Annotated in this window: 24 protein-coding genes; 17 read left to right on the top strand and 7 right to left on the bottom strand. The window is 73.2% G+C overall.

The genetic code is table 11. From position 1 onward, the window contains the following. The first annotated feature begins 215 nt into the window (after window positions 1-215). The 3 genes from ACS5PV_RS20085 to ACS5PV_RS20095 all read left to right on the top strand — a co-directional run bounded on the left by ACS5PV_RS20085 (window position 216) and on the right by ACS5PV_RS20095 (window position 4845). Window positions 216-1454: a DUF2252 family protein gene (locus tag ACS5PV_RS20085; protein WP_455397113.1), complete on the top strand. Its 1239-nt coding sequence runs from the start codon at window positions 216-218 to the stop codon at window positions 1452-1454. 244 nt (window positions 1455-1698) lie between these two features. Next, entirely contained in the window at window positions 1699-2382 is a 684-nt protein-coding gene (locus ACS5PV_RS20090) for a spermidine synthase (protein WP_455397277.1), read from the top strand. A gap of 123 nt (window positions 2383-2505) precedes the next feature. Then, on the top strand, window positions 2506-4845 hold the full coding sequence (locus ACS5PV_RS20095) for a DUF3772 domain-containing protein (RefSeq protein WP_455397114.1): 2340 nt from the start codon (window positions 2506-2508) through the stop codon (window positions 4843-4845). Between the two features lie 12 nt (window positions 4846-4857). Here ACS5PV_RS20095 and ACS5PV_RS20100 read toward each other — a convergent pair whose 3' ends face one another. Continuing rightward, window positions 4858-5001 (bottom strand): hypothetical protein, encoded by a 144-nt coding sequence (locus ACS5PV_RS20100; protein ID WP_455397115.1) that lies wholly within the window; start codon window positions 4999-5001, stop codon window positions 4858-4860. Between the two features lie 495 nt (window positions 5002-5496). Here ACS5PV_RS20100 and ACS5PV_RS20105 point away from each other — a divergent pair, with 495 nt between their 5' ends. Both ACS5PV_RS20105 and ACS5PV_RS20110 read left to right on the top strand, forming a co-directional pair. Continuing rightward, window positions 5497-5919 (top strand): translation initiation factor 2, encoded by a 423-nt coding sequence (locus ACS5PV_RS20105; RefSeq protein WP_455397116.1) that lies wholly within the window; start codon window positions 5497-5499, stop codon window positions 5917-5919. Between the two features lie 154 nt (window positions 5920-6073). After that, the gene (locus tag ACS5PV_RS20110) at window positions 6074-7096 is read left to right on the top strand and encodes a helix-turn-helix domain-containing protein (RefSeq protein WP_455397117.1); all 1023 of its coding nucleotides are present in this window, start codon (window positions 6074-6076) and stop codon (window positions 7094-7096) included. A gap of 98 nt (window positions 7097-7194) precedes the next feature. Here ACS5PV_RS20110 and ACS5PV_RS20115 read toward each other — a convergent pair whose 3' ends face one another. Beyond that, entirely contained in the window at window positions 7195-7479 is a 285-nt protein-coding gene (locus tag ACS5PV_RS20115) for a hypothetical protein (RefSeq protein ID WP_455397118.1), read from the bottom strand. 267 nt (window positions 7480-7746) lie between these two features. Between ACS5PV_RS20115 and ACS5PV_RS20120 the strand changes: the two genes are divergently transcribed. Then, window positions 7747-8973 carry a multidrug effflux MFS transporter gene (locus ACS5PV_RS20120; RefSeq protein ID WP_455397119.1) on the top strand — a complete coding sequence of 409 codons (1227 nt, stop codon included), beginning with the start codon at window positions 7747-7749 and terminating at the stop codon, window positions 8971-8973. Window positions 8974-9090: 117 nt separating this feature from the next. Then, window positions 9091-9735, top strand: coding sequence for a transglutaminase-like cysteine peptidase (locus ACS5PV_RS20125; protein ID WP_455397120.1), 645 nt, complete (start codon window positions 9091-9093; stop codon window positions 9733-9735). On the opposite strand, the gene ACS5PV_RS20130 is transcribed toward ACS5PV_RS20125, so the two are convergent. Continuing rightward, window positions 9719-10000: a hypothetical protein gene (locus tag ACS5PV_RS20130; protein ID WP_455397121.1), complete on the bottom strand. Its 282-nt coding sequence runs from the start codon at window positions 9998-10000 to the stop codon at window positions 9719-9721. The genes ACS5PV_RS20125 and ACS5PV_RS20130 overlap by 17 nt on opposite strands. A gap of 271 nt (window positions 10001-10271) precedes the next feature. Between ACS5PV_RS20130 and ACS5PV_RS20135 the strand changes: the two genes are divergently transcribed. Next, entirely contained in the window at window positions 10272-11639 is a 1368-nt protein-coding gene (locus ACS5PV_RS20135) for an SGNH/GDSL hydrolase family protein (protein WP_455397122.1), read from the top strand. A 168-nt stretch (window positions 11640-11807) separates the two neighbouring features. Here ACS5PV_RS20135 and ACS5PV_RS20140 read toward each other — a convergent pair whose 3' ends face one another. After that, window positions 11808-12536, bottom strand: a complete 729-nt coding sequence (locus ACS5PV_RS20140) for a hypothetical protein (protein WP_455397123.1) — start codon at window positions 12534-12536, stop codon at window positions 11808-11810. A gap of 234 nt (window positions 12537-12770) precedes the next feature. On the opposite strand from ACS5PV_RS20140, the gene ACS5PV_RS20145 reads away from it, so the two are divergent. After that, window positions 12771-13022 (top strand): DUF6894 family protein, encoded by a 252-nt coding sequence (locus ACS5PV_RS20145; protein WP_455397124.1) that lies wholly within the window; start codon window positions 12771-12773, stop codon window positions 13020-13022. 7 nt (window positions 13023-13029) lie between these two features. On the opposite strand, the gene ACS5PV_RS20150 is transcribed toward ACS5PV_RS20145, so the two are convergent. The 3 genes from ACS5PV_RS20150 to ACS5PV_RS20160 all read right to left on the bottom strand — a co-directional run bounded on the left by ACS5PV_RS20150 (window position 13030) and on the right by ACS5PV_RS20160 (window position 19051). Next, window positions 13030-13884: a hypothetical protein gene (locus ACS5PV_RS20150; RefSeq protein ID WP_455397125.1), complete on the bottom strand. Its 855-nt coding sequence runs from the start codon at window positions 13882-13884 to the stop codon at window positions 13030-13032. Between the two features lie 286 nt (window positions 13885-14170). After that, window positions 14171-16018 (bottom strand): glycoside hydrolase family 15 protein, encoded by a 1848-nt coding sequence (locus ACS5PV_RS20155; RefSeq protein ID WP_455397126.1) that lies wholly within the window; start codon window positions 16016-16018, stop codon window positions 14171-14173. Between the two features lie 315 nt (window positions 16019-16333). Further along, window positions 16334-19051, bottom strand: coding sequence for a heparinase II/III domain-containing protein (locus tag ACS5PV_RS20160; RefSeq protein ID WP_455397127.1), 2718 nt, complete (start codon window positions 19049-19051; stop codon window positions 16334-16336). A 247-nt stretch (window positions 19052-19298) separates the two neighbouring features. On the opposite strand from ACS5PV_RS20160, the gene ACS5PV_RS20165 reads away from it, so the two are divergent. The 8 genes from ACS5PV_RS20165 to flgH all read left to right on the top strand — a co-directional run bounded on the left by ACS5PV_RS20165 (window position 19299) and on the right by flgH (window position 24308). Continuing rightward, window positions 19299-19679, top strand: a complete 381-nt coding sequence (locus ACS5PV_RS20165) for a flagellar basal body protein (protein ID WP_455397128.1) — start codon at window positions 19299-19301, stop codon at window positions 19677-19679. Continuing rightward, window positions 19676-20092 (top strand): flagellar basal body rod protein FlgC, encoded by a 417-nt coding sequence (gene flgC, locus ACS5PV_RS20170; protein ID WP_455397129.1) that lies wholly within the window; start codon window positions 19676-19678, stop codon window positions 20090-20092. The genes ACS5PV_RS20165 and flgC overlap by 4 nt, the downstream gene beginning before the upstream one ends. A 7-nt stretch (window positions 20093-20099) precedes the next feature. Beyond that, window positions 20100-20453: a flagellar hook-basal body complex protein FliE gene (locus ACS5PV_RS20175; protein WP_455397130.1), complete on the top strand. Its 354-nt coding sequence runs from the start codon at window positions 20100-20102 to the stop codon at window positions 20451-20453. Window positions 20454-20466: 13 nt separating this feature from the next. Beyond that, complete coding sequence (gene flgG / locus ACS5PV_RS20180) at window positions 20467-21255, top strand: flagellar basal-body rod protein FlgG (protein ID WP_455397131.1); 789 nt, start codon at window positions 20467-20469, stop codon at window positions 21253-21255. Between the two features lie 98 nt (window positions 21256-21353). After that, window positions 21354-21872, top strand: a complete 519-nt coding sequence (gene flgA / locus ACS5PV_RS20185; protein ID WP_455397132.1) for a flagellar basal body P-ring formation chaperone FlgA — start codon at window positions 21354-21356, stop codon at window positions 21870-21872. After that, window positions 21872-23008, top strand: coding sequence for a flagellar basal body P-ring protein FlgI (flgI, locus tag ACS5PV_RS20190; protein ID WP_455397133.1), 1137 nt, complete (start codon window positions 21872-21874; stop codon window positions 23006-23008). Before flgA ends, flgI begins: the two co-directional genes overlap by 1 nt. Further along, window positions 23005-23586 (top strand): MotE family protein, encoded by a 582-nt coding sequence (locus tag ACS5PV_RS20195; RefSeq protein ID WP_455397134.1) that lies wholly within the window; start codon window positions 23005-23007, stop codon window positions 23584-23586. Before flgI ends, ACS5PV_RS20195 begins: the two co-directional genes overlap by 4 nt. Next, window positions 23586-24308 (top strand): flagellar basal body L-ring protein FlgH, encoded by a 723-nt coding sequence (gene flgH / locus ACS5PV_RS20200; protein WP_455397135.1) that lies wholly within the window; start codon window positions 23586-23588, stop codon window positions 24306-24308. The genes ACS5PV_RS20195 and flgH overlap by 1 nt, the downstream gene beginning before the upstream one ends. The last annotated feature ends 21 nt before the right edge of the window (window positions 24309-24329 follow it).

Raw genomic sequence — 24329 nt, forward strand, 5'->3', positions numbered from 1 at the left:
TGTCGCTAACGGTGCAGCCGATCCTGGCTGCCAACCAGCGGCGCCCGCTTGGCGGAGCGGACGGGCCGACGCGCTCGCAGCAGACCTTCGGGTACGTTCCAACGGCACCCTTCATCCACAGCAGAGACGAAACGACGCGCGTTGCCAACCTGTTCTCCGTGCGTTGAGGGATGCGGCCAAGGTAGCGTGCCGGCCGTGCTCACGCAGGTGATGGAATGTCCGAGATCCCGAGCTTCGGCCGCGAGGACCGCGCGGCGGTGCTGGAACGCCAGCGCACCCTGAAGATGGCGCGCTCGGCGCACGCCTACGTGCGCGGCAACACCCTCAAGTTCTACGAGTGGCTCGACGGCCTGCCCCGCGGCACCCTGCCGGAAGGCCCGGCGGTCTGGATCTGCGGCGATTGCCACCTCGGCAATCTCGGGCCGCTCGCCGACGCCGAGGGGCAGGTCGAGATCCAGATCCGCGACCTCGACCAGACGGTGATCGGCAACCCGACCCACGACCTCGTGCGCCTCGGCCTGTCGCTGGCGAGCGCGGCGCGCGGCTCGGACCTGCCGGGCGTGGTCACCGCCCGGATGCTGGAGGAGATGGTCCGCGGCTACGCGCAGGGTCTCGACGGAGCGGGCGACGGCGAACCCGGCGCCGGCGAGGCCCCGCCCGAGCCGGAGGTGGTGCGCACGGTGCGGCGCCGGGCTCTCGGCCGGCACTGGAAGCAGCTCGCCCGCGAGCGACTGAAGGACGTCGAGCCGCGCATCCCCCTCGGCCGCAAGTTCTGGGCGCTCGACGCGGGCGAGCGCGACGCCCTGCGCGACCTGTTCGACGAGGGGGCGGTGCGCCGCCTCGTGCTCGCCCTCAACGGGCGCGACGCCGCGGCGGGCCTGCGCCTCGTCGACGCCGCCTACTGGATGAAGGGGTGCAGCTCGCTCGGCTTCCTGCGCTACGCCGCCCTGGTGCGGATCGAGGATCCGAACGGGCACGGCAAGGGCGAGGGACACGGCAAGGACAGGCTGGCCCTGGTCGACCTGAAGGAGGCGGTCGCGCCCGCAGCACCCCCCGCCCCCGGCGCCCGGATGCCCGAGGACCCCGCCGAACGTGTCGTCGCCGGGGCGCGGGCGCTCGCCCCGAATCTCGGCGAGCGGATGCTGCCGGTGCACCTTCTGGGCAAGCCGGTGGTGATGCGCGAGCTCGCCCCTCAGGACCTGAAGCTCGACGTCGACCAGTTCAGCCGCGAGGAGGCGGTGCGGGCCGCGCACTACCTCGCCTACGTGGTCGGCCGGGCCCACGGCCGGCAGATGGACGCGGGCATCCGCGCCGCGTGGCGGGGCGAGGTCACGCGCGGCTGCGACGGCGAGGCGCCGTCCTGGCTGTGGTCGAGCGTGGTCGAGCTCGCCGGCCGGCACGAGGTCGGCTACCTCCAGCATTGCCGCCTCTACGCCGGAGATCGCGCCGCCTGACGCACCCTCGCCGCCGTACACGGTCGGGCGGGCAGGCAACGCCATGCCGTCGGAGCGCTGTACGAGCCGCGCGCCGCCGGGTATCGCCGGCCGCCGGCCCGATCCGCCAGCCCTTCCCGGCTGCCGGACGGCGGATCGGCGGCCCGTCCCCGAGTGGGGCGGTTTCCCAGCGACGAGGCGCCCGTCCCTCCCCGGGGCGCCGGAGAGAGGACCGATGCGGCGTTCCCCCGTGCCCGGCGCGGCCTTGGCGGCCTGGACCGAACTCGACACCGGCCCGATCCCCAGCGGCGGCGGATCCCTGCGGCTGGTGCGGCGCGACGACGAGTACCTGATCGTCGTCGAGGGCATGGAGCTGATGGGCAGCCACCGCAGCGGCTCGGAGCGCGACCTCGCCGCCCTCGCCTGCGCGCATCTGCGCGATCGGCCGGCGCCGCGGGTGCTGATCGGCGGGCTCGGCATGGGCTTCACCCTGCGGGCGGCCTTGGCCGAGCTCGGGCCCGATGCCCGGGTCGTCGTCGCCGAGCTGGTGCCGTCGGTCCTCGCCTGGGCCCGCGGGCCCCTCGCCCACGTGTTCGACGGCTGCCTCGACGATCCGCGGGTCGAGATCCGCGAGGGCGACGTCAACCGGGTGATCCAGTCCGGTCCGGGGGCCTGGGACGCGATCCTGCTCGACGTCGACAACGGCCCGCGCGGCCTGGTCAGCCGGGGGAACGACCGGCTCTACGATTCCTGGGGATTGAAGCGGGCGCGCTGGGCCCTGCGCCCGGGCGGCCTGCTCGGGATCTGGTCCGGCTGCCCGGACCGCAAGTTCAAGGCCCGCCTCCAGCGCACCGGCTTCACGGTTACCGAGCATCGCCTGCGCTCCGAGCGCCCCGGGCGGACCCCGCACGTGGTCTGGCTCGCGAGGCGCCCGTCCGAAGGCGGGTAAGGACGGCGGGAGGGCGGCCCGCCACCGGCATGGCGCGTTCCATCGCCCCTTGCCGATCGTCACCGCCATGCTAGGCAGCCAGCGGCCAAGCTTCGCACGGCGCGGCCTCGCGGGCTGTCTCCCATGTCTCGTCACAGCACGTCTCCTTGCGGTTTCCTCCGCGGGCTTCTGGTCGCGCTGGCGCTCCTGCTCGCGGCGGCCCGTCCAGCCTCGGCCGGGCCCGACGACACCCGCCGCGCCGGCCTCACCGCCGGCATCGCGGCGGCACGGGCGGACGCCGAGCGGCTGCAGGGCGACTTCAAGGGCCTGCTCGGCCTGCGCGACCGGACCGAGGCCCTGATCGCCGAGGCCAGAGCCCTGCGGCGGGAGTCGGAGGCCGCCCGCGCGCAGGCGCAGGCGCGGCTCGCCGAGATCGGCCACGCCACCGTGCCGGAGGCCGCCGCCGCGGAGAAGCGGCAGGCCGAGGCCGAGCTGGCGCAGGTCGAGGCGCGACTGCGGCAGGACGGACAGAGCCTGCGGACCGCCGAGGACCTGCTGACCCGGGTGACCGAGGCGCGCCGCGCGCTGTTTGCCCGGCGTCTGCTCGCGCCGAGCCCGAGCCCGCTCACCCCGCCCTTCTGGGGCGAGCTTCTCGACCGGGCGTTGCCGCAGGTCGGCGAGCGGCTGGCGGATCTGCGGGCGCGGGCGGCGGAGACCGGTCTCGACGACGAGGAGATGCTCGGCGCCGCCGTGGTGCTGGTCCTGGGGCTGATGCTCTACGGGATCGCCCGCTCGTCGGGCCGGCGCCTGGGTCGGCGCTGGCGCCGGTTCTGCGAGCGGGCGGGCATCGGCCCGCGCCGGGCGGCGGCGGTCCACGCCGTCATCGACCTCGGCATCGCGGTGGCCCCGGTGCCGGTCGCCTTTGCCCTCCTGATCCTCCTCAACGAGGACATGGACCTCTCGCCCGGCAGCGTCGATTCCCTCGCGGTGCGGCTGCTCGCGGCCATCGCCGGGGTAATCCTCGGTACCGGCATCCTGCGAGCCCTGGCGGCGCCGCGCGACCCCGCCCTGCGGCTCCTGGCGGTCGGCGATCCGGCGGCCCGGGCCATCCACCGCACCGGCACGGCGATGCTGCTGATTTACGCCGCCTACCTCGTCCTCGCCGAGTTCTTCGTCATGGCGCAGTTCCGACCGGCGCTCGGCGAATCCGCGACGATCCTCGCGGTGCTTGCCTGCTGCGCGCTCCTCGCCGGGGCACTGGTGCGGCTCGCCCATGCCGAGCCTCCGGACGAGGCCGCGCTGGCGGCGATGCCGGCCGCCGCCCCCGTCGGCCTCCTCGGCGCCCTCGGACCGCTCGCCTGGGCGGTGACCGCGGCCGCCCTCGTCTGCGTGCTCCTCGGCCTCACGGCGCTCGGCGACTTCCTGATCGGGCGCCTCCTCGTTGCCGGGGTTCTGGTGGCGCTGGGCTGGATCGTGCTGATCTGCGTCGATGCGCTCTCGGTCGGCGCGGAGGACATCGCCCGCTCGGCCAGGCTGTCGCGGCTGTGCCGCACTCTCTCGCTCCGGCCCGGGACCCTGGCGCTGGCCTCGATCGCGCTCTCGGGCCTGCTCCACGCCCTCGTCGTCGGCGCGATGGCGTTCGTGGTCGTCGGTCCCTGGAGCCTCGCCCATGGTGAGCTGAACCCGTTCCAGGACGCGTTCCTCGGCACCACGGCCGCGGACCTGCGCGGCTGGCTCGGGGCCGCCGGCCTCGCGCTCCTCGCCTTGAGCGCCGGCCTCCTGGCGACCCGGCTCGCCACCGGCTGGCTCGACCGGCGCTTCCTGCCCCACACCAGGCTCGATGCCGGGGCGCGCTACTCGGTCATCACGGTGGTCGGCTATGGCGGCCTCGCCCTGACCCTGGCGGCGGCGCTCGGCCAGCTCGGGGTGAACCCGCAGAGCCTCACGGTGATCGCCGGCGCCCTCTCGGTCGGCATCGGCTTCGGCCTCCAGAGCATCGTGTCGAACTTCGTGTCCGGGCTGATCGTGCTCGCCGAGCGGCCGATCCGGGTCGGCGATCTCGTCACCGTGAAGGGCGAGGAAGGCCGGGTGAAGAAGATCAGCGTGCGTTCCACCCTGATCGCCACCGGCGACCGCACCGACCTCGTGGTGCCGAACACCGACCTCATCACGTCGATCGTCCGCAACAAGACCCTCACGGACGACACCCAGCGCCTGCGCGTGCCGCTGATCCTCGACAAGGAGACCGACGTCGAGGTGCTGCACGAGATCCTGCTGAAGGTCGCGGAGCGTCATCCCAACGTCGCGGTCCATCCGGCCCCGAGCGTCCTCCTGATGCGCATCGGCGAGCACGGGCTCGAATACGAGGTGCGCTGCTTCCTCGTCGATCTCGCGGCCAGCGACGCGACCCGCAGCGAGCTCAACACGATCTGGCTGACGCTGTTTCGCCGCGCCGGCATCAGGCTCGGCGGGCCGCCGGCCTGACCGGCAGGCGACTCAGGGCGCTCCGGCGAAAGGCGCGGCCGCCGCCACGGCGATGGCGAGGACGAGCGCGACCGCGAGCATCAGCGAGATCGCGCGCCCGCTCGACGGGCGCTCCCGCGGCGCCCACGGCGGCCGTCCGACATCCGACTCGATCATGGGAGAACAACTCGACCAGCACCCGGGCACGAACGCGGTCCGACGCCCGCCCAACCCGCATCTTCCTAGCAGATCGGGCAAGACGCGGGATGCAGCGACCTGGGGCCAGCGTCCCAAAAGCATGTGCGTGCGTCTCGAAACGACTCCGGTCGGGCGCAGACGTGAGCGACGATCGCCGTCGCACCGGGGCTCGACCGTACGGCATGCCGGAACTTCACGGGCCACGAGGCCGGGTCCGCCGTGAATGTTCGCTCTCTGACGTAGAGAAACAAGTCAGCCGATCGCATGTGTCTCGTCGGATGGTTCACCGTGGATTTTGGTGTCCCTGCGTCCGGATATAAAAATCCGTGCTGGACTCGGGGATACGGCTGAGCAACAACCGGACCGATCCTCAAGGCCAAGCTTCAGCCGACCGGCCGGGGGGGTCCTCTTCATCAACCGCCCTCCTGATTGTGGACGCGGCCGCCCGTCGGCCGTCCGCGCGAGCCCGACGTGATGCGCATCATCGCCGCCAGCCTGAGCCTCCTCGCCCTGACCGCCTGCGGGACCGTGACCCGCGGCACGACGGAGCCCGTCACCTTCCTGTCGGAACCGCCGGGCGCCGCGATGCGCACCTCGTTCGGGCCGGGCTGCCCGGTCACGCCCTGCACCCTCGAGGTGCCGCGCAAGCAGGAATTCGTCTCGACCTTCTCGCTGCCGGGCCACGCCGACGTGGAGGTGCCGGTCACCACCAAGCTGAGCGGGACGGGCGGCGCCAGCATGGCGGGCAACGTCCTCCTCGGCGGCGTCATCGGGGCGGGCGTCGACGCGTATAACGGCACCGCCCTGGATCACACGCCGAACCCCGTCATCGGCCGGATGGTCCCGTTCTCCTCGCCGCTCCCCGCCCGCCGCCGCCGCGCCGCGCCGCAGAGCTGAACGAACGCCGAGCGACGCCCCCGGCCGCGGGCCCGGCCCGCGGCCGGGGGCGATCGACTTCGGGTAGACGTACCCGCCGCCGGCGGATTGACGCAACGATCCGGTTCCCGCATCCGGAGAAGCCTTCGGGCGGGAGGCAGGCGAACGCCACGCGATGGCCGACTCGACGACGATCGACTTCCAGCTGGACCGGCTCGCCGCCGAGCAGCAATTCTCCCTCTGGCACGACCTGGTGCAACCCCTGTTCCGGGTCGCGATCGCGGACGAGGACAGGAGCGCGTTCCGGGCCGAGATGCAGGCGATGCCGGTCGCCGACGCGCTTTTGACGGCCTGCACCGCGCGGGCGCAGAGCTTCGAGCGCGACTGGGGCGACGTCCGCGGCTCCGGCTGGGACCACGTCGTGATCCAGCTCTACGTCGCCGGCGGCTTCGAGGGGCTGTGCGGCGACCGGGCCGTCTCGGTCGCGGCGGGGGACATCACCGTCCTCGACCTCAACCGCACCCTGCATACCCGGGCGTCGGACTTCTCCAACCTCACGCTGATCCTGCCGCGGGACCGGCTACCACTCGCCGGCACGAACGACCTGCACGGGCGGTCGATCGGCCGCGGCAGCGCGCTTGCGGCGGTGATCGAGAGCCACCTGCGCAGCCTGGCCCAGCATGCCGCGTCCCTCAGCCCCCGGGAAGCGGGCGCCGCCCTCGACGCGCTCTGCCTGCTCATGTCGGGCAGCGACCTGCGCGAGGCGGAGCCCCTGGTGCGCGCGGCGGCCGGCGCCAGCGTCCACAACCGGATCTGCGCCTATGTCGAGCGCCACCTCGACGACCCGGGCCTGAGCCCCGCCGGCGTCGCCGCCGCCTGCGGCGTATCCCGGGCGAGCCTGTACCGGCTGTTCGGCTTCGAGGGCGGGATCATGGCCTACATCGCCGGGCGCCGGCTCGACCGAGCGTTCATGGCCCTGAACCGGCCCGGCGACGGGCGCAGCATCGCCCAGGTGGCCTTCCGCAGCGGCTTTGCCAGCGAGACGCATTTCAGCCGCTCGTTCCGGAGCCGGTTCGCGATGAGCCCGCGGGACGCCCGCCGCCGCGCCCGCGAGGGTCTGCACCCGGCCGCCGCGGCGCCCGGCCTCGGCCCACGCGACTGGGTGCAGGCGATGCGGCGCCTGCGCGAGACCATCTGAAGGCCAGGGAGAGTCACGGCAGCGCCCCGATCGGCCCCTCGGCGCAGGTCATGGCGTCGTTGCAGGCCCTCGCGTCGCGGTCGCAGGCCCGCGCAACCTCAGTTCCGGCCCTCGCGCGGTGCCATGGCGACGACGAGCCGGAGTACCTCGCGGCGGGTCTCGGGGTCGGTGATCCGGTCGAAGGCGCGCAGGAGGTCGATCGCCTGCCGCTCGAAGGCCATGTCGTCGCGCGCCGTCCCGGCGGCCGGCTCGATCGAGACACCGAGCAGGGCCTCGATCTCGCGCAGGCGCCGGATCGATACACCGCCGCCGTAGACCTCGTCGTCGTCGCGGGAAAGGTTCGGCCGGCGGCCGGATTCGAACACGCCATCGGACATCGGCATCCTCCGCCCCATCTCCTGCCCCTTCCGCGCCAGCGCCCGGGACCGCGTCGCCGCGCCGTGAAAGTCTGATTATTGTCCCGATCGTTCGCAGACAAACAAGATGGAGCGCTTCACTCAGATGTGATGAGCCACCCGACCGGGGCGGGCGTCCGCCTCGGCACCCGGGGCGCCGGCTGGGTTCAGCCATGCCCGAACGGCATGCCTCGCCCAGCCGGCCTCGCCTTACAGAGGATCGAGCCCACCAAGGATCGTTGAGCCGAGCGAGCGATGAAGATGTCACCGAGGCGTGCCGACGGAACCCCGGACCGGACCTCGCCGCCCGACGGAGCCGCCTCGCCCCACGCGCAGGCGTCGCTGGCGCTCCTCGTCGCCGTGACGATGACCGGGACGGTGGCGCTGCACATCTTCGTGCCGGCGCTCGCGGCGGCGGCGGCCGACCTCGGCACGACGCCGGTCGCCGCGCAGCTGACGATCACCCTCTACCTCGTCGGCCTCGCCTGCGGGCAACTGGTCTACGGGCCGCTCTCCGACCGGTTCGGGCGGCGCCCGGTGCTGATCGCGGGCCTGTCGCTCTACCTCGCCGGGCTGCTCATGGCGATTCCCGCCCCCTCGATCGAGGTCCTGATCGTCGCCCGGGTGCTGCAATCGCTCGGGGCCTGCGGCTCGCTGGTGCTCGGCCGGGCGATGGTGCGCGACGTCTCGACCGCCGCGGACGCCGCCCGCAAGATCGCGATCCTCACCATGGCGATGACGCTGACGCCGGCGCTCGCTCCGGCGATCGGCGGCCTCGTCGCCGGCGCCTTCGGCTGGCGGGCGGTGTTCGTGGTGCTGGCCGGCGTGGTGGCGCTCCTCGGCGCGCTCGTGGTGCTGACCCTGCCGGAGACCAACCGGCGGCCGGTGGCGCTGCCGGGAATCGGCGCCGTCGCGGGCGCCTACCTGCGCCTTTTGCGCAACCCCGCCTACCGGGCCTACCTGCTCGCCGGGGCCTGCGCCGGTACCAGCCTGTACGCCTTCCTGGCGGTGGCGCCGTTCCTCCTCGTCGACCGGCTCGGCCGCTCGTCGCAGGAGGTCGGGCTCGATTGCCTGATCGTGGTGGCCGGGATGGTGGTGGGCTCGGCAGTCGCCGGGCGGCTGGCCGGCCGGATGCCGATCCAGCGCGCGGCCCGGATCGGCAACGGCATCTGCCTTCTCGCCGCCCTGGCGCTGCTGGCGGTCGACCGCGGCGGGCAGCTCACGGTGGTGACGCTGCTTGGCCCCCTGGTGCTCTACGCGGTCGGCATCGGGCTCCTCGGGCCGAATGCGGTGGCGGGGCTGATGAACGTCGATCCCCACGCCGCCGGCTCGGCCTCGAGCCTCTACGGCTTCATGCAGATGGCGCTCGGCGCCCTGTTCACCCTGGTGGTCGCCACCTGGCACGACGGCTCGGCGACCCCGGTGGCGGCGACCCTGCTCGGCGCCTCGGTGATCGCCGCGCTCTCGCTGCGGCGGGTGTGAGGCGGGCCCGCGCGCGCCTGTGAACACGCGTTAACCTTTTCTTAACTCGGCCGTTGCCCTCGCGGACCCGGCGTGCGACCAACTCGTTAACGAGAGCTTAACGGTTGCGAGTACCAGATGCGTATCGCGGGTCGCACGGTCGGAATCGGAATCGCGCAGGTCCTGGCCGTGGCCGCCGGGCTCCTGGCCTCGGCGAACGGGGCGGGCAGCCAGACCCTGGCGGCGCTTCCCTCGGTCACCATCCCGGCCGCGACGGTCGGCGAGGCCCGGCCGGTCCCGGCCTGGACCGAGTTCTGCGCCCGCTACGCCTCGGAATGCGCGGTGGACGTGAGCGAGCCGGCCCAGGTCACCCTGACCCCGCGGCTGTGGCAGACGGTCACCGGCATCAACCGTCAGGTCAACACCTCGCTGCGCGCCGTGACCGACATGGAGCACTGGGGCACCCCCGACCGCTGGGACCTCGCCGAGGACGGCTCGGGCGATTGCGAGGATTTCCAGCTCCTCAAGCGCAAGCTGCTCGCCCAGGCCGGGCTGCCGCGGCGCGCGATGCGGATGACGGTAGTGATCGACGAGAAGGGCGAGGGCCACGCCGTGCTGATGCTGCGCACCGACCGCGGCGACCTCGTCCTCGACAACAAGACCAGCGCCGTGCTGCCCTGGCACAAGACCGGCTACACCTTCATCAAGCGCGAGGGCGACGAGGGCGCCCGCTGGGTCTCCCTCGGCCGGGCGGTGTCGCCGGTCGTCACCGCGAATCGCTGAGGCCGGTCCCGTACCGGGCGGCCAGGACGTCGCTGGCGAGCTCCGCGCTGCCGTTGGTCCACGGCAGCGCCAGCACCACCCGCACGCCGGGGGCCGGCACCGGGGCGGCCGGCCGCGCCATCGGCGCGGTGATCGGCGCCGGGTCGAGCGCAGGGCGCAAGGTCAGGGCCACCGCCTCGCGGCCGCCCCGGCTCAGCAGCACACCAGACCCGATCGCCAGGATGAGCGCGGCCTGGACACCCAGCCGCCGTACGGTCCGAAACATCTGAGAGCACTCGCCTGTCGTGCGGCGACGTGTTGTTGCCCGTCGCTCGCCTGGGACACACTCTCGGCCGGCGCCGCTTAACGACCGGTCTTCATCGCATACGGTCCGCTCTTCCGGCTTCTGGGATGATGAACGGAGGTTTTACACTGCCCTTCATCATCCCCTAACCTTGACGGGGCCCGAACGCGAAGGCCCGCAGACGGCGTGGCTGGGCCGGAGCCGGTCGCCGCGCTATACTCCTCGCCGTGACGATGCGGGCGGAGCCAGAACAATGCGGATCGGGTGGCCGACGGGACGGGGAGTATCGCGCCTCGTTCTCTGGAGCCTGCTCGCGGGCGTGATGCTGCCGGAGGCGGCCCACGCGCAGTATTACGACGAGAGCTACGGCTACCGACGCGCCCCCGCCTACCGGCCCGCGCCGGAGCCGCAGCGGCAATTCTACTGGCCGTGGGAGGACCGCCCCGCGGCAGCGCCCCAGGCGCAGCCGGATGCCGGCCGGCCGGCCTATCGCGGCGCCTACCGCACCCCGCGCCCGCGGCGCGAACGCGAACGCGAGCGTGAGGTGATGCACAGCCGCGAGGGGCGCTCGGTGCAGCGGCCCAAGCCCCGCCCCGCCCCGGTCGTGGCGAGGCCCGCCGCCCCGAAGCCGAAGACCGATCCGCGCACCCAGATCGCGGTGTTCGGCGACTCCCTCGCCGAGCTTCTGGGCCAGGGCCTCGACACGGTCTACGAGTCGAACCCGGACGTGGTGGTGATCCGCCGCGCCAAGGGCGACAGCGGGCTGGTGCGCAAGGACGTGGTCGACTGGCCGAAAGCGGCGGAGGACACCCTCAAGGCCAACCCGAAGGTATCCTACGCGGTGGTGATGGTCGGCGCCAACGACCGCCAGCCCCTGCGCGACGGCGACCAGACGGTCGAGCCTCTGAGCGAGCGCTGGCGCGCGCTCTACCGCGACCGGGTCGACGCGCTGCTGAAGGTCTTCACCGACCGCAAGGTGCCGGTGGTCTGGGTCGGCGAGCCGCCGATGAAGAGCGAGACGCTGTCGGCCGACATCACCTCGCTCAACGAGATCTTTCGCGATCGGGTGCAGCGGGCGGGCGGCGTCTACGTCGACATCTGGCCGGCCTTCGTCGACGAGAACAACCGCTACGCCGCGACCGGTCCGGACCTCGAGGGCCAGCAGGCGCGGCTGCGCACCTCGGACGGGGTGCACTTCACCCAGGCCGGTGCCCGCAAGGCGGCGCACTTCGCCGATGTCGAGATCAAGCGGCTCCTCGAGGCGACCACTGGCACGCCCGCCCTCCCCGACGCCGTCGCGCCGCTCGCCCCGGAAGCGCCGGCACCGGCCGCGGCCGGCGAGGCCAAGCTCGACGACGACGCGGCGATCGACCGGCTCATCACCGCGATGCTGCCGAGCCTGCCCGAGCCACCGGGCATCCCGGCCCTGCCGGTCAAGCCCGCCGCCGGCCCGGTCCTGCCGCTCACCCGCAACGACGTCGCCCCGGGCGGCCAGCTCGTCACCGGCCGGCCGCGAATCGACCGCGACACCGGCTACACCCTGGAGCGCAGCCTGACCCGCGGCGCCGCCCCCCCGCCCCAGCCCGGCCGGGCGGACGATTTCCGCTGGCCGCGGGGATGAGGCCGCGCAGGGCGGGTCGGGAAGGGGGTGGCTTACGACGAAGCGTGGGCCGTCAGTACCGCATCTGCCAGTGTCGTGTACCGCGGCATCGCAACCGGGCAGTGCTCCAGCTCTCTGGTTGAGCCGCATACCATCGACCAACCTGTGTCCACTTCGTCAAAAACCGCGCTAGCCGGCGGCATGCACCCGCTCGCGCCGGGCCGCCTTCGCGGCCTCGAGGCGCATCCCGGCTTCCGCGATCCCGAGCGCCGGCGCCTGCCGGCCGAGCCCTGCGGCCTCGTCGAGGATCGCCACGGCCTCGGCCCAGGCGCCGGGCCAGAACAGCGCGGCGGCCTCGACCGCGTCGGCGGCGGTGCGGGGGTCGATCTCGGCGGCAAAAAGCGCGGCGCGGGACGCCGCCGCGGCGCGAGCTCCGCGCACCCAGGTGCCTTGGCGCCCGGCCGCCTCGGCGAGCGAACCGGCCGACCAGGCGGCGTGGCGGGCGACCGTCACGGCCGCGCGCAAGTCCGGCGCGGCCCGGCAGGCGGCGGCGTGCTGCGCGAGCCCGGCCCGCTCCAGCACCGGCGGCAGCAGGCGGCGCACGCCCTCGTGCACGAGGTGGGCGGTGCGCGCCGCCTCCACGGCATCCGAGTCGGCGGAGCCGGCGAGGCGCAGCACGAAGGCCATCAGCCGCGGGCGCTCGGCATCCGGCATCGCGTCGTTGAGGCCGAGCGCGTAAGTCGCGAGGGGGACCGAGAAGCAGGGTGGGCAATCGGCCGAGGAGCGGATCGCCCGGTAGGGCAGGCCCGCCGCCACGACCGCCGCCTCGTTGATGCAGGTGCCGCCGTCCGGGCCCGGGAAGGCGTGCGAGCCCGGCAGCAGCCGCCAGTTCAGGATGGGGTCGAAGAGGCCGGACATGGAGTCTCCCGCCGGGGTTTCGCGCGCGTCGCCGCCGAAACTGGCAGGGTTTCGCGCCGGCGGCGAGACCCTTCGTCGGTCCAGCCCCGATGCCGGACGGGGCTCCGAGAGCGGGCCCACGGGCTGCGGCATCGCGCCCCTGCCCTGGTCGGATTGCCCGTCGAGAACATATAGTGAACACTAACCCTTCAGGCGTCGCCGCCGCTCCGGCGGCACCAGGGAGAGAGGATCGGCATGACGCGCTACCGCTTCCACTGCACCAACGGATCCGAGTGCATCCTCGACGCCGAGGGGGCCCTGGTCCGCGGCCCGGCCGCCCTCGCCCGCCGCGCCCGCGCGGTCGCCGAGGCGGCGATGCGGAGCCTGGGAGCCGGCGACTGGGCCGAGTGGCGGGTGAGCGTGCACGACCTCACCGGACGGCGGGTCTGGGTCGAACCGTTCGTGAGCCAGCATCGCTCGACGGACGAGACGGCGCTGGCGGCGTGAGGCGCGCTCAGTCGCTCGCCAGGAAGCTGTCGTAGACGGCGCGGATGCGCGGCAGGTCTTCCGGCGCCGCCCAGGCCTCGACGATGCCGCGATAGGCCGGGCTTGACCGCTCCTCGGCCAGGACCGCGTCGATGCGCGCCACCACCTCGCGCCCCCACGGCGTGCCGGCGCACATCACCCGGGCGAAGACCGGCTCCGGCCCCTCGGCGAAGGGCAGACCCAGGAAGGCGTCCGGCTGGCCGAGCTGGCGGGCGTTGTAGGCCGCGATGCTGGAGAACTCGACGAGGTAGTCGAGCCGGTCGTTCAGCAGCATCCGGAAGGCCTCGCCGAACTCGGAATGGGTCTGCCCGGGCGGGTATTGCCGCAGCAGCGCGTCGACGGCGGGCGCCGTGGCACGGTTGCGCAGCATGCTGGTGCGCAGGTCGCGGTGCTCGCGCAGCAGGCTCTCCAGGGACAGGGGTTCGATCGCCGCGAAGCGGGCGCGCTCGGTCGCGTGGATCACGACGCGCAGCGGATAGAACATCGCCACCGGCCGCGAGAACGCCGCGAAGGCCTCGCGCTCGGGCGTCTTCACGCCGCCGACGAAGCACCAATCAGCTCCGGTCTTGAGCGAGGTGACGATGCGCGGGAAAGGGACCGTCAGCGTCGTGTGCGTGTAGCCGGTCAGCCGGGCGCTCAGCAGGCCGCGGATCCGGTCGAAGATGCCGGCGTCGCGATCCGGCCCATCGGTCATCATGAAGGGCGCCGCGTCGTAGACCGACCAGATGATCGGCGGGGCGGTCGGGCGGGCGGCCTGCGCGTCCTCGGCCCGCGCCGGGCCCGGGGATCCGAGGGCGAGCGCGACGGCGAGACCGGCTTGCAAGCCTGACCGGTGGATCCTCCTGACCATGACCTTGTCCACGGCATCCTTCGACGGGCCTGCCCGAGATGACGGACGCTCGTTCAAGATCGGGTTAATCGCCAGACAGGCCGTCGACCACGACAACTCTCGGGAGGGTCGTCGTACCAGGTCGTGGACTTTGCGACCCAACGCCATCCGGGTCCGCCTAAGCAGACTTGCGTTGGCAGGCCAACGCTTCGTCCGCTTAGGTTTTTGTTTTGCCGCAGATTTTTGGCGCCGAACCGGCCACCACTTCGGCGAAATCTTCTCAGGCGGGCGTCCCCGCCGGCGGCACGATCCACGGCACCCGGCGCCAGCGGGTCTCGCGCAAGGTGCGATCGGCGTAGGTCCCGGCCACCGCCGCCCGGCCGCCTTGAGCCGCGAGGTCGAGGACGAGGGCGCTGTGGATGAAGGCGAGGTGGCTGAACGCCTGCGGGAAGTTGCCCAGGAAGGTGCGATCCTCCGCCACCTCCTCGGCGTAGAGGCCGAGGTCGTTCTGGAGCGCCCGCAGGGCGTCGAACCGGGTCTGCGCCTCCTCGGTCCGGCCGAGCCAGGCGAGCGCGTCGACGAGCCAGAAGGCGCAGATCAGGAAGGTGCCCTCGTGGCCCGGCAGCCCGTCGTCGTTGCGGTAGCGGTAGACCAGCGGGCCGTGTCCGAGGCGCGCGATCACCACCTCCACCGTGCGGGCGAAGGCCGCCTCGTCAACGGGGAAGCCGACCATCGGGGCGATGAGCAGGGCGGCGTCGGGATCGTCGCCGCCGAGATATTGCGGGTAGTACCCGTCCCGCGGGTGAATCCCCTCGCCGTTGACCCGGGCGACGATGGCGTCGCGCGCCTCGCGCCAGTGCGGCCGCTCGCCGAACAGCCGGATCGCGCGGTCGACCGCGACCCAGTTCATGATCGCGGCATGCAGGTAGTGCTCCTGCGGCTTCCTCGGCTCCCACAGGCCGGCATCCTTCTCGTGCCAATGGGCGGCGGCGAAGTCGGCGAGCCGGATCGCCTGGCGCGCCATCACCTCGGGGATCGTGCCGCCGAGGCTTTCGTACAGGTGCAGCAGGTCGAGCACCTGTCCGTAGGCGTCGCTCTGGTGCTGCTCGGCCGCCTCGTTGCCGTAGCGGACCGGGGCGCTGCCGCGCCAGCCCTCGAAATGGGCGGCCTCGTGCTCGGTCAGGTCGGTCTCGCCCGCGATGGCGTAGAGGGGGCGCAGGCCGCCCTCCTCGCGCTCGGCGAGGGTGCCGACGAAGCGGAAAAACGCTTCCGCCTCCGCCACCATGCCGAACTTCTTCAGCACGTAGAATGACAGGCAGGCGTCGCGGATCCAGCAGAACCGGTAATCCCAGTTGCGGATGCCGCCGATCTCCTCCGGCAGCGAGGTCGTGGCCGCCGCCACGATGGCGCCTGAAGGCGCGTAGGTCAGCGCCTTGAGGGTGAGCGCGCTGCGCAGGAGCTGGTGGCTCAGCGGCCCGTCATAGGCCGCCCCCGCCGACCAGCCGGCCCAGGCCCGGCGCGCCGTCTCCATCAATTCGCGCGGGCGCAAGGACCCGCGGTCGCCGGCGCCGCCGGGATAGAGCGCGAAGGCCTGCTCACCCCCATGCGCGACGGTGAACCGCGCCACCGCCTCGGCTCCCTCGATCGCGAGCGGCAGATCGGAGATCAGGTCCGGCAGCCCCTCGGCGCCGGCGCCGCCCGGGACCGCGCCGAGCACCGGAAAGGTTTCCGAGAAGCCCGCCAGCGGCCGGTAGACCGCCCGCATCGCGACCTCGCCCGACACGCCCGAGACCAGGCGCACCAGGTAGGGCAGCACCCGGCCCGGTTCGGGGGCGAGCATGAAGTCGTGCACCGTCGCCGCCCCGGTGGCGCAGGTGAAGGTGGTCTCCAGGATGTTGGTGCCCGGCAGGTAGAGCCGGGCGCTCTCGAAGGGCCCCTCGGGCGCGAGCGCGAAGAAGCCGCCGCGCCGGCGGTCGAGCAGGCGGGAGAAGACCGGGGGCGCATCGAACCGGTCGAGACAGGCCCAGTCGATCGAGCCGTCGCGGGCGATCAGCGCGCAGCCGTGGCAGTTGCTGATGAGGCCGTACGCCTCGATGGGCTGGTAGGGCCGCGCGTCCGGATCGTGCATCGGGGAGAAGGCTCGGGCGAGAGGGGCGGGCCCGATGGCCGGGAGAGATGGCGGGAGCCCTCCCCCTCGTGCCGGCGTGACCCAGAGGCATCGGGGCGAATGGCCGGGCCTCGCCCATGTTCCGGCGGGAATGCGGAAATATTCCTGCGGATGAAATGCCTTGGAAGACCGTGGATGCCCCGGCGCTTCGGCCGATTCTCGGAGGAACCCGACAGCCTTTGCGTCATGGTGGGGCCGCGCAGCGGAGCCCGGACCGGCGCGGTGGGGGTGACGACGATCCGCTCGATCGACCGAGTCGATCGCGTCGCGCGATCCTCAACCCCCCATCACGAACCGTCCCAGCTCCTCCCGCGCCAGCGCCCGCGCCAGAGAATCCTCGGCCGGGCCGTCGACCGCCATCAGGAGGCCGCCGCAGACCGTGCCGCGGCCCGACACCGCGTAGCGCAGGGTGCAGGCGGGCTCCAGGCTGCCGGGGCGGCCGGCGACGAAGCCCTGGAGCGTGCCGGGCCGGTCGCCGTGGCCGATCACCGCCTCGAGACCCGCCACCCGGCCGGCGATCGCGAACGGCACCAAGCCGAGGCGCCGGCCGCCCTGGCGGGCCTGCACCCGGCGCGGCCCCTCGACGGCGACCAGGGTTTCGGGCGCGAGGTGGGCGAGGCCGCGGAAGGTCAGGGGACCGCCCTCCTCCTGGGTGAAGCGGTCGATCACCGCGAGGCCCGACAGGTCGTGCGGCAGCACGAAGACCCGCAGGTGGCGGCAGCCCGGCCCGTGAACGGTGGTCTCGATTGCGTGGGCGGTGGCGCCGGGCAAAGCCAGGCTGCCGCGGTGGATCCCGGTCCCGGCCACCGGATCGCGCCCCTCGATCACCGCGACGTTGTGGCCGCGGGCCGAGAGCAGGTAGTGGCGCGCGGCGCCCGTCTCGACCTGCTCCGAGCCGCCGGCCTCGACGATCCAGCGCGTCGCCCCCGCGGCGTAGACGTAGGAGGTGCAGTCGGCGTGGCCCTGAGGCGAGGTCTCGGCGAAGGTACAGGCGAAATGGGCCCAGCCGCGCCCGGCCTCGTGGCGAGCCGACAGGCCGTCGGGGCTCAGGGTCGAGGACGCCGTGACGGCCGAAGCGCCGGGCTGGGCGACGGGGCGCTGCGCCACCAGCCCGCCGCCGCGCAGCCGTGCGATCCAGCCGGCCTCGTCGGTGCCGGAAAACACCTCGCCGAAGGGCGGCAGCCGCCCGCCCGGATCGAGGAGGCCGGCGAGGTCCGCGAGCACCGCCTCGGTGCGGGCGGCGACGAGGGGGCCGGGCGCGGCCTCGCCGAGGCTGTCGCGCAGCGCCCGCCCGAGGGTCACGAGGTCGAGGCGGCGGTGGAGCGAGGAATCCGGGAAGCGCCGGTCCTCGGGCAGGAGCGCCGGCACGCCCTCGCGGAGGCTCTCGCGGGCAAGGCCTTCCCAGTGGCCGGAGAACGGCAGGCGCGGCAGGGCGCGGGCGAGCGCCAGGAGCGCGGCGGCGGCCTGGAGCTGGTGCAGGCTTCCTCCAAAGGTGTTCTGGCCGACGATCTCCGCCAGGGCGAAGCCGTGCCGCACCGCCTCCCCGGTCAGGACCGGCGCCGCGGCCCCGGCCCCCGGCAGGGCGAGGAGCCCGATCCAGACCTCGGCCCGGGCCGGCAGCGCCGCCGGGTGCAGGCTCAGGGGGTCAGACGGCTGGCCCCAGGGATTGGCCCGCGACCAGGCCTGCGCCAGGGCGAGCGCCCGGGCCGGCGCCGTCTCGGAGAGCGCCGAGAGCCAGGCGAGCGACTGGTAAGCGAGGCGCCACGGGATGGCGCGGGCAGGTGCGCCGCGGAACGGATCCTCGTCGAAGGCGGGGATCTCCGGCAGCGGCCAGTCCGGGCAGCCGGCGAGGCGCAGGACGGGGACGCCGTCGGGCCTCACGCCGACCGGGCGCTCGGCCTCGCTCCGCAGGACGCGGGCGCGGGCGAGCGGCAGCGCGGCGCTGCCGGCCTCCCCGGGGCCGGGGATCCAGGCGGCCTCGGCGCCGGGGTCGCGCCCGAGCCGGGCCGAGAGGCGGGCGAGGAAACCCGGCGCGTCGAGGAGATCGTCGCCGCACAGGCTCTCGAGCCGGAAGCGGTCCTCCAGCGCCACCTCAGGCGGGCCGGTGAGCTCCACGGCGGGCAGTCGCTCGCCCTCCTCCTCCCAGGTGCAGAAGCCGAGATCGAGGGAGACCGCGCCCGGCGGCGGCTCCAGGTCGAGGGTGAAGCGGCGCGCCTGCGGCTGGGCCGGGAGGTTGATCGCCGCGCCGAGAACCGGTTCGTCCGCACCCGGCCGCCCGCCGAGACCCGGTACCGCGACGGTGCCCGGATAGGGCGGCGGGATCTCCGCCCCGTCGCGGTCGCGGTAGACGAGGCTCACCCGCGCCGCGTGCTCGTCGGGCCGCGCGGCGTGGATCTGCCCGCGTACCACGAAACGCAAGCCCGGCACGAGGCCGTGGCGCTGGGGCGTGGCCTGCGGCCCGAGGCGGCGGCGGCGGAAGGCGCCCTCGCTCAGGGGCGCACCGGGGCGCAGGCGCGGCTCGGCGATGGTGAACCCCTCGGTGTTGCGCCAGGAGCGCACCGTGAGCGCGAGGCCGCGGGCCTGCGGCGGCACCCCGAAGGCCAGCCGCACCGGGGCCATCCGCAGGAACTCGGTCCCGGCGGGCTGGCAGGCAGGCCCGGCGATCCAGGCGCTGTGCGGATCGAGCAGGGTGCGCGCGAGGCCCGGTACGGCCTCGAAGTCGAGGCTCGACCCGTCGGCGGCCAGGAAGTCGAAGCCGGCGAGCGCGAAGTCGAGGGCCTGGCCGCCCTCCTCCTCGGCCGCCCAGGCGAGGCGGGCCTCCAGGCAGCACCATGCCCCCGCCGGCAGGTGGCGGAAGGTCAGCTGCACCCGGGACCAGCGGTTGTTGGCGGTGATCGCGTGCTCGCCGTCGCGCGCGCCCGGGCCCGCCCCGCCCGCGTAGCGGGCCTGGACCGGGAGGAAGACCGGCGCGGAGGGCAGCAGGGCCGGGAGCATGGTGCGGAGAGCGGGAGGTGGGCGGGCGTGGGATACCCCGCGCCAGTGCCGGGGAGTGGGCATCCCTGTCAAGGCGCCAGGATGCCCGCGCCGTCCGCGCTCCACGGCTCCGGCCCGGCAAGCTTCGCCAGCCTCGGGCAAGGTAGCGCTTCTAAACCCTCGGTTACACGGCAGGGCCCGGGCGTCGGGTCGTTTCGGCACAGGCCGCGGTCGCGGGCAGAGGAGTGACGGACATGGAGGGAATCGCGTGACGGGACTCTACCTGTTCGATCTCGCCTCGCTGCACGCCAGCTACCTGTCGGTGCGCCAGTCGGCGATCGCCGGCAACGTCGCCAACGCCAACACCCAGGGCTACCAGGCCCGGGACGTGGTGCCCTTCGCCCAGGTGCTGGCCCGCGCCGGCACCGACATGGCGCAGACGTCGCAGACCCATCTCCAGGCTCCCGGCCTCGGCGTCCCGGTGCGGACCGACAAGGCCGGCTGGGACGTGCTCGAGACCTCGAGCGGCGTCAGCCTGGAGCAGGAGATGCTGAAGGCGAGCGAGGTCTCGCGCCAGCACAACCTCGATGTCGGGGTGGTGCGCAGCTTCGACCGGATGCTGAAGCTCGCCGTGAGGAGCGGATCGTGATCGACCCCCTGCTCGCCGCCTCGCGGCTGGCCAGCGCGGGCCTCGAGGCCCAGTCCCTGCGCATGCGGGTGGTGTCTGAGAACCTGGCCAACGCCCAGTCGACCGGGACCGAGCCGGGCTCCGACCCGTACTCGCGCAAGACCGTGACCTTCAAGGCCGAGCTCGACCGGGCGGTCGGCGCCGCTTCGGTGCGGGTGCGCGAGATCGACACCGACAAGGCGCCGTTCCGGGTCGAGTACGACCCGAGCAACCCGGCGGCGGACCAGAAGGGCAACGTCAAGCTGCCGAACGTGAACGCCCTGATCGAGATGGCCGACATGCGCGAGGCCAACCGCTCCTACGAAGCCAATCTGCAGGTGATCAAGCAGGCCCGCGCGATGGTGGCCAGCGTGATCGACCTCCTGAGGACATGAGCATCCGATGATCGAGGCCCTCACCCTCTCGGCCTTCGACCGGGCCGCCGCTTCCGCCCGCCCGGAGGCCACGTCGTCCGTCCAGCGGGCGGTGCTGCCGCCGGTGACCGGCGCCGGCATGCCCGGGATCGAGGCCGCCGCCCCCTCCGATTTCGGGCAGATCATGGCGAGCTTCGCCAGCGGAGTGCGCAACGACCTGCGCGCCGGCGAGGCCGCCTCGATCGCCGGCATCCAGGGCAAGGCCTCGACGCAGCAGGTGGTCGAGGCGGTGATGTCCGCCGAGCAGAGCCTGCAGACCGCGGTCGCCATCCGCGACAAGGTCGTGTCCGCCTATCTCGAACTGAGCCGCATGGCGATCTGAGGACTTTACGCAGATGAGAGCGCTCGCCGTCGCCGCCACGGGCATGTCCGCCCAGCAGCTCAACCTCGAGGTCATCGCCAACAACATCGCCAACCTGAACACCACCGGGTTCAAGGGCGCGCGGGCCGAGTTCACCGACCTGCTCTACCAGGCCGAGCGGCAGCAGGGCGTGCCGAACCAGTCCGGCCAGGAGGCGATCCCCGAGGGCGCGATGCTCGGCCTCGGCGTGCGCGCCGCGGCGATCCGCAACCTGCACCGCCAGGGCCAACTCACGAATACCGCCAACCAGCTCGATCTCGCCATCAACGGCCGCGGCTACTTCCAGATCACGAGCCCGAGCGGCGAGATCAACTACACCCGCGCCGGCGCCTTCAACAAGAACGCCACCGGCCAGCTCGTCACGCTGGAGGGCTACACGGTCGACCCGGCGATCCTGATCCCGAACAACGCCACCGAGATCACCATCAACCAGTCGGGCCAGGTCTTCGCCAAGATCGACGGCCAGGTGGCGCAGCAGAACCTCGGCACGATCACCATCGCGAACTTCGCCAACGAATCGGGGCTGGAGCCCCTCGGCAACGGCCTCTACCGCGAGACCCCGGCCTCGGGCGCGGCGGTGATCGGCAACCCGGGCGACGCGAGCTACGGCAAGCTCCAGCAGGGCTACCTCGAAGGGTCGAACGTCGATCCGGTCAAGGAGATCACCAGCCTGATCACCGCCCAGCGCTCGTTCGAGATGAACTCCAAGGTGATCCAGGCCGTCGACGAGATGGCGAGCACGGTCTCCAAGGGAATTCGCTGATCCGCACCTTCGGCGGGCCGGAGCACCGGCCCCCGACCTCGGTGAGACTGCCTCGCCGCCGGACCCGGCGGCGCCCCTCCTCCCGGCGCGACACCCCCATGCGTTCCCTCCTCCGGTCCTCCCGCCTCCTTCTGGCGCTCGTCGGCCTCTGCCTGCCGGCCGCCCTCGGCCTGGCCGCTCCGGCCCCGTCGTCGCCCCCCGACTCGCCCGCCGCCCTCGCGGTGGGCGAGATGATGCTGCCGGTGCCGACCGTGACGATCTATCCGGGCGACACGATCAAGGAGTCGATGCTGCGGCTCCAGGCCTACCCGACGACCTACCGGGCGCGGGCGGCTGTGATCGACGCGCCGCTCGCCATCGTCGGGCGCAGCGCCCGCCGGATGCTGCTGCCTGGCGAGCCGGTGCCGGTCAACGCCGTCGACGATCCGCGCCTCGTCAGCCGCGGCGCGCCGACCCAGATGATCTTCGAGGAGAACGGCCTCGTCATCACGGCGGTCGGCTCGCCGTTGCAGAACGGCGGGCTCGGCGAGACGATCCGGGTGCGCAACACCGACACCAACCGCATCGTTCTCGGCACCGTGACGGCCGACGGCCGCATCAAGATCGGCGGGTTCTGATGCGGGCTCCCTTGCGCGCCGCGCTCGCCCTGCTGCTGGCCCTGGCGCCCCTCCTGCCCGTGCGCGCCGCCGCCCCGGTGATCGCCACCGGCGGCTACACCCGGATCAAGGACGTCGCCAGCCTCAAGGGCGTGCGCGACAACCAGATCGTCGGCTACGGCCTCGTCACCGGCCTGCAAGGTACCGGCGACACCCTGCGCAACGCCCAGTTCACCGAGCAGTCGCTGCAATCGATGCTCGACCGGATGGGCATCAACGTGCGCGACGCGCGCCTGCGCACCCGCAACGTCGCCGCCGTGATGGTGACTGCCGACCTGCCGCCCTATGTCGGCTCCGGCTCGCGCATCGACGTGACGGTGACCTCACTCGGCGACGCGACCTCCTTGCGCGGGGGCACGCTGCTGATGACGCCCCTGTCGGGCGGCGACGGCAACGTCTACGCGGCGGCGCAAGGCCCGCTCGCGGTCTCGGGCTTCTCGGCGCAGGGCCAGGCCGAGCAGCTGACGCAAGGGGTGCCCACCGCCGGCCGTATCCCCAACGGCGCGCTGATCGAGCGCGAGGTGCCGGGCGCGTTCCGCGACCTGCCCGAGCTGATCTTCGAGCTGAAGAACCCCGACTTCAAGACCGCGACGCTGGTGGCCGATGCGATCAACGCCTACGCGATCGGCCGCTTCCGCCACCGCATCGCGAGCCCGCGCGACCAGCGCTCGGTGGTGCTCCAGCGCCCGCGCGACATGATCCTGCCGCGCCTCGTCGCCGAGATCGGCGACCTGACGATCCAGCCCGACGTGCCAGCCCGGGTCGTGGTCGACCAGCGCACCGGCACGGTGGTGATCGGCCGCAACGTGCAGATCTCCACGGTGGCGGTCACCCACGGCAACCTGACGGTGCGGGTCACCGAGACGCCGGAAGTGTCGCAGCCCGCTCCCTTCTCCAACGGCCAGACCACGGTGGTGCCGCGCACGGAGGTGGCGGCCCGCGAGGAGCAGGGCAAGCTCGCGGTGATCGGCGGCTCCGACCTCCAGACCCTGGTGCGCGGTCTCAACCAGGTGGGGCTGAAGCCCACCGACATCATCGCGATCCTCCAGGCGGTGAAGACCGCCGGTGCCCTCCAGGCGGAGCTCGTCGTCCAATGACCCGGACCCTTCTCGCGGGCCTCCTCGTGCTGCTCGCCGGTCCGGCGCTCGCCGGCGGCGGCGGTCCGGCGCCCGACCCGGCCAAGGACGCGGCGATGCGCGCCATCGCCGCCCGGGACGCCCCCAAGGAGCCGACCGCGCAGGATTTTCGCGAGGCGGGCAGGGAGCCGGGCAAGGAGCCGGGCAAGTCCGGCTACTGCGCCACCATCGCGGACGCCGCGTCGGATGCCCGCTTCGCCTGGCAGAAGGAGCAGCTCGCCGCGCTGGAGAAGCAGGTCGAGGAGCGCATCCGCCGCCTCGAGGAGAAGCGCGCCGAGTACGAGGCGGTGGTCCAGCGCCGCAAGGAGTTCTTGGCCAAGGCCGACGAGAGCGTGGTCGCGGTCTACGCCAAGATGAAGGCCGACGCCGCCGCGCTCCAGCTCTCCAACATGCCCGAGGACAACGCCGCGGCGATCCTGGTGAAGCTCAACGCCCGCGCGGCGAGCGCGGTGCTCGCCGAGATGGAGGCCTCCCGCGCCGCCGCGCTGGCCCGCCGCATGGCCGAGGCCGGCCGGCGCAAGGACAACGAGAGATCGTGATGACCCGCAGAGCCCCGGCCGCCCGCCTCCTGACCCTCGCTGCCGCCGGCCTCGCGCTCGCCGGCTGCCAGAGCAAGCTCGACGAGTTCGGCCGCCCACCGACCCTGACGCCGATCGGCACCGGGCTCGCCGCCCCGCGCGAGGCCCTGCCCTCGACCTTCGGCTCGCTCCAGAGCCGGCACGGCTACCACTCGACCTGGTCGCCGGCGAGCGCCGACCTGTTCCAGGATCCCCGCGCCCGCAACATCGGCGACGTGCTGACCGTCAGCATCGTCATCAACGACAAGGCGCAGTTCGACAACGCCAGCGACCGCTCGCGCAGCCAGAAGTCGAGCCTCGGCTTCGATTTCGGCTACGGCGTCTCGGGGCTGAAGGATTCGGCCACCGCCGATACCGGCATCCGCTCGGGTACCGAGACCAAAGGCCAGGGCAGCATCGACCGCAAGGAGAGCTTGAGCCTGTCGCTCGCCGCGGTGATCACCGAGGTTCTGCCGAACGGCAACCTGCTGATCTCCGGCTCGCAGGAGATCCGGGTCAACAACGAGGTCCGGGTGCTCAACGTCGCCGGTATCGTCCGGCCGCGCGACATCTCGCGCAAGAACACCATCGACTACGACAAGATCGCAGAGGCGCGGGTCTCCTACGGCGGCCGCGGCCGGCTGACCGACGTGCAGGGCCCGACCCTCGGCCAGCAGATCTTCGAGACCGTCGCGCCGTTCTGACGGCCCGATCCAGGAGCGCGC

The sequence above is a fragment of the Methylobacterium sp. Gmos1 genome, assembly GCF_053764715.1.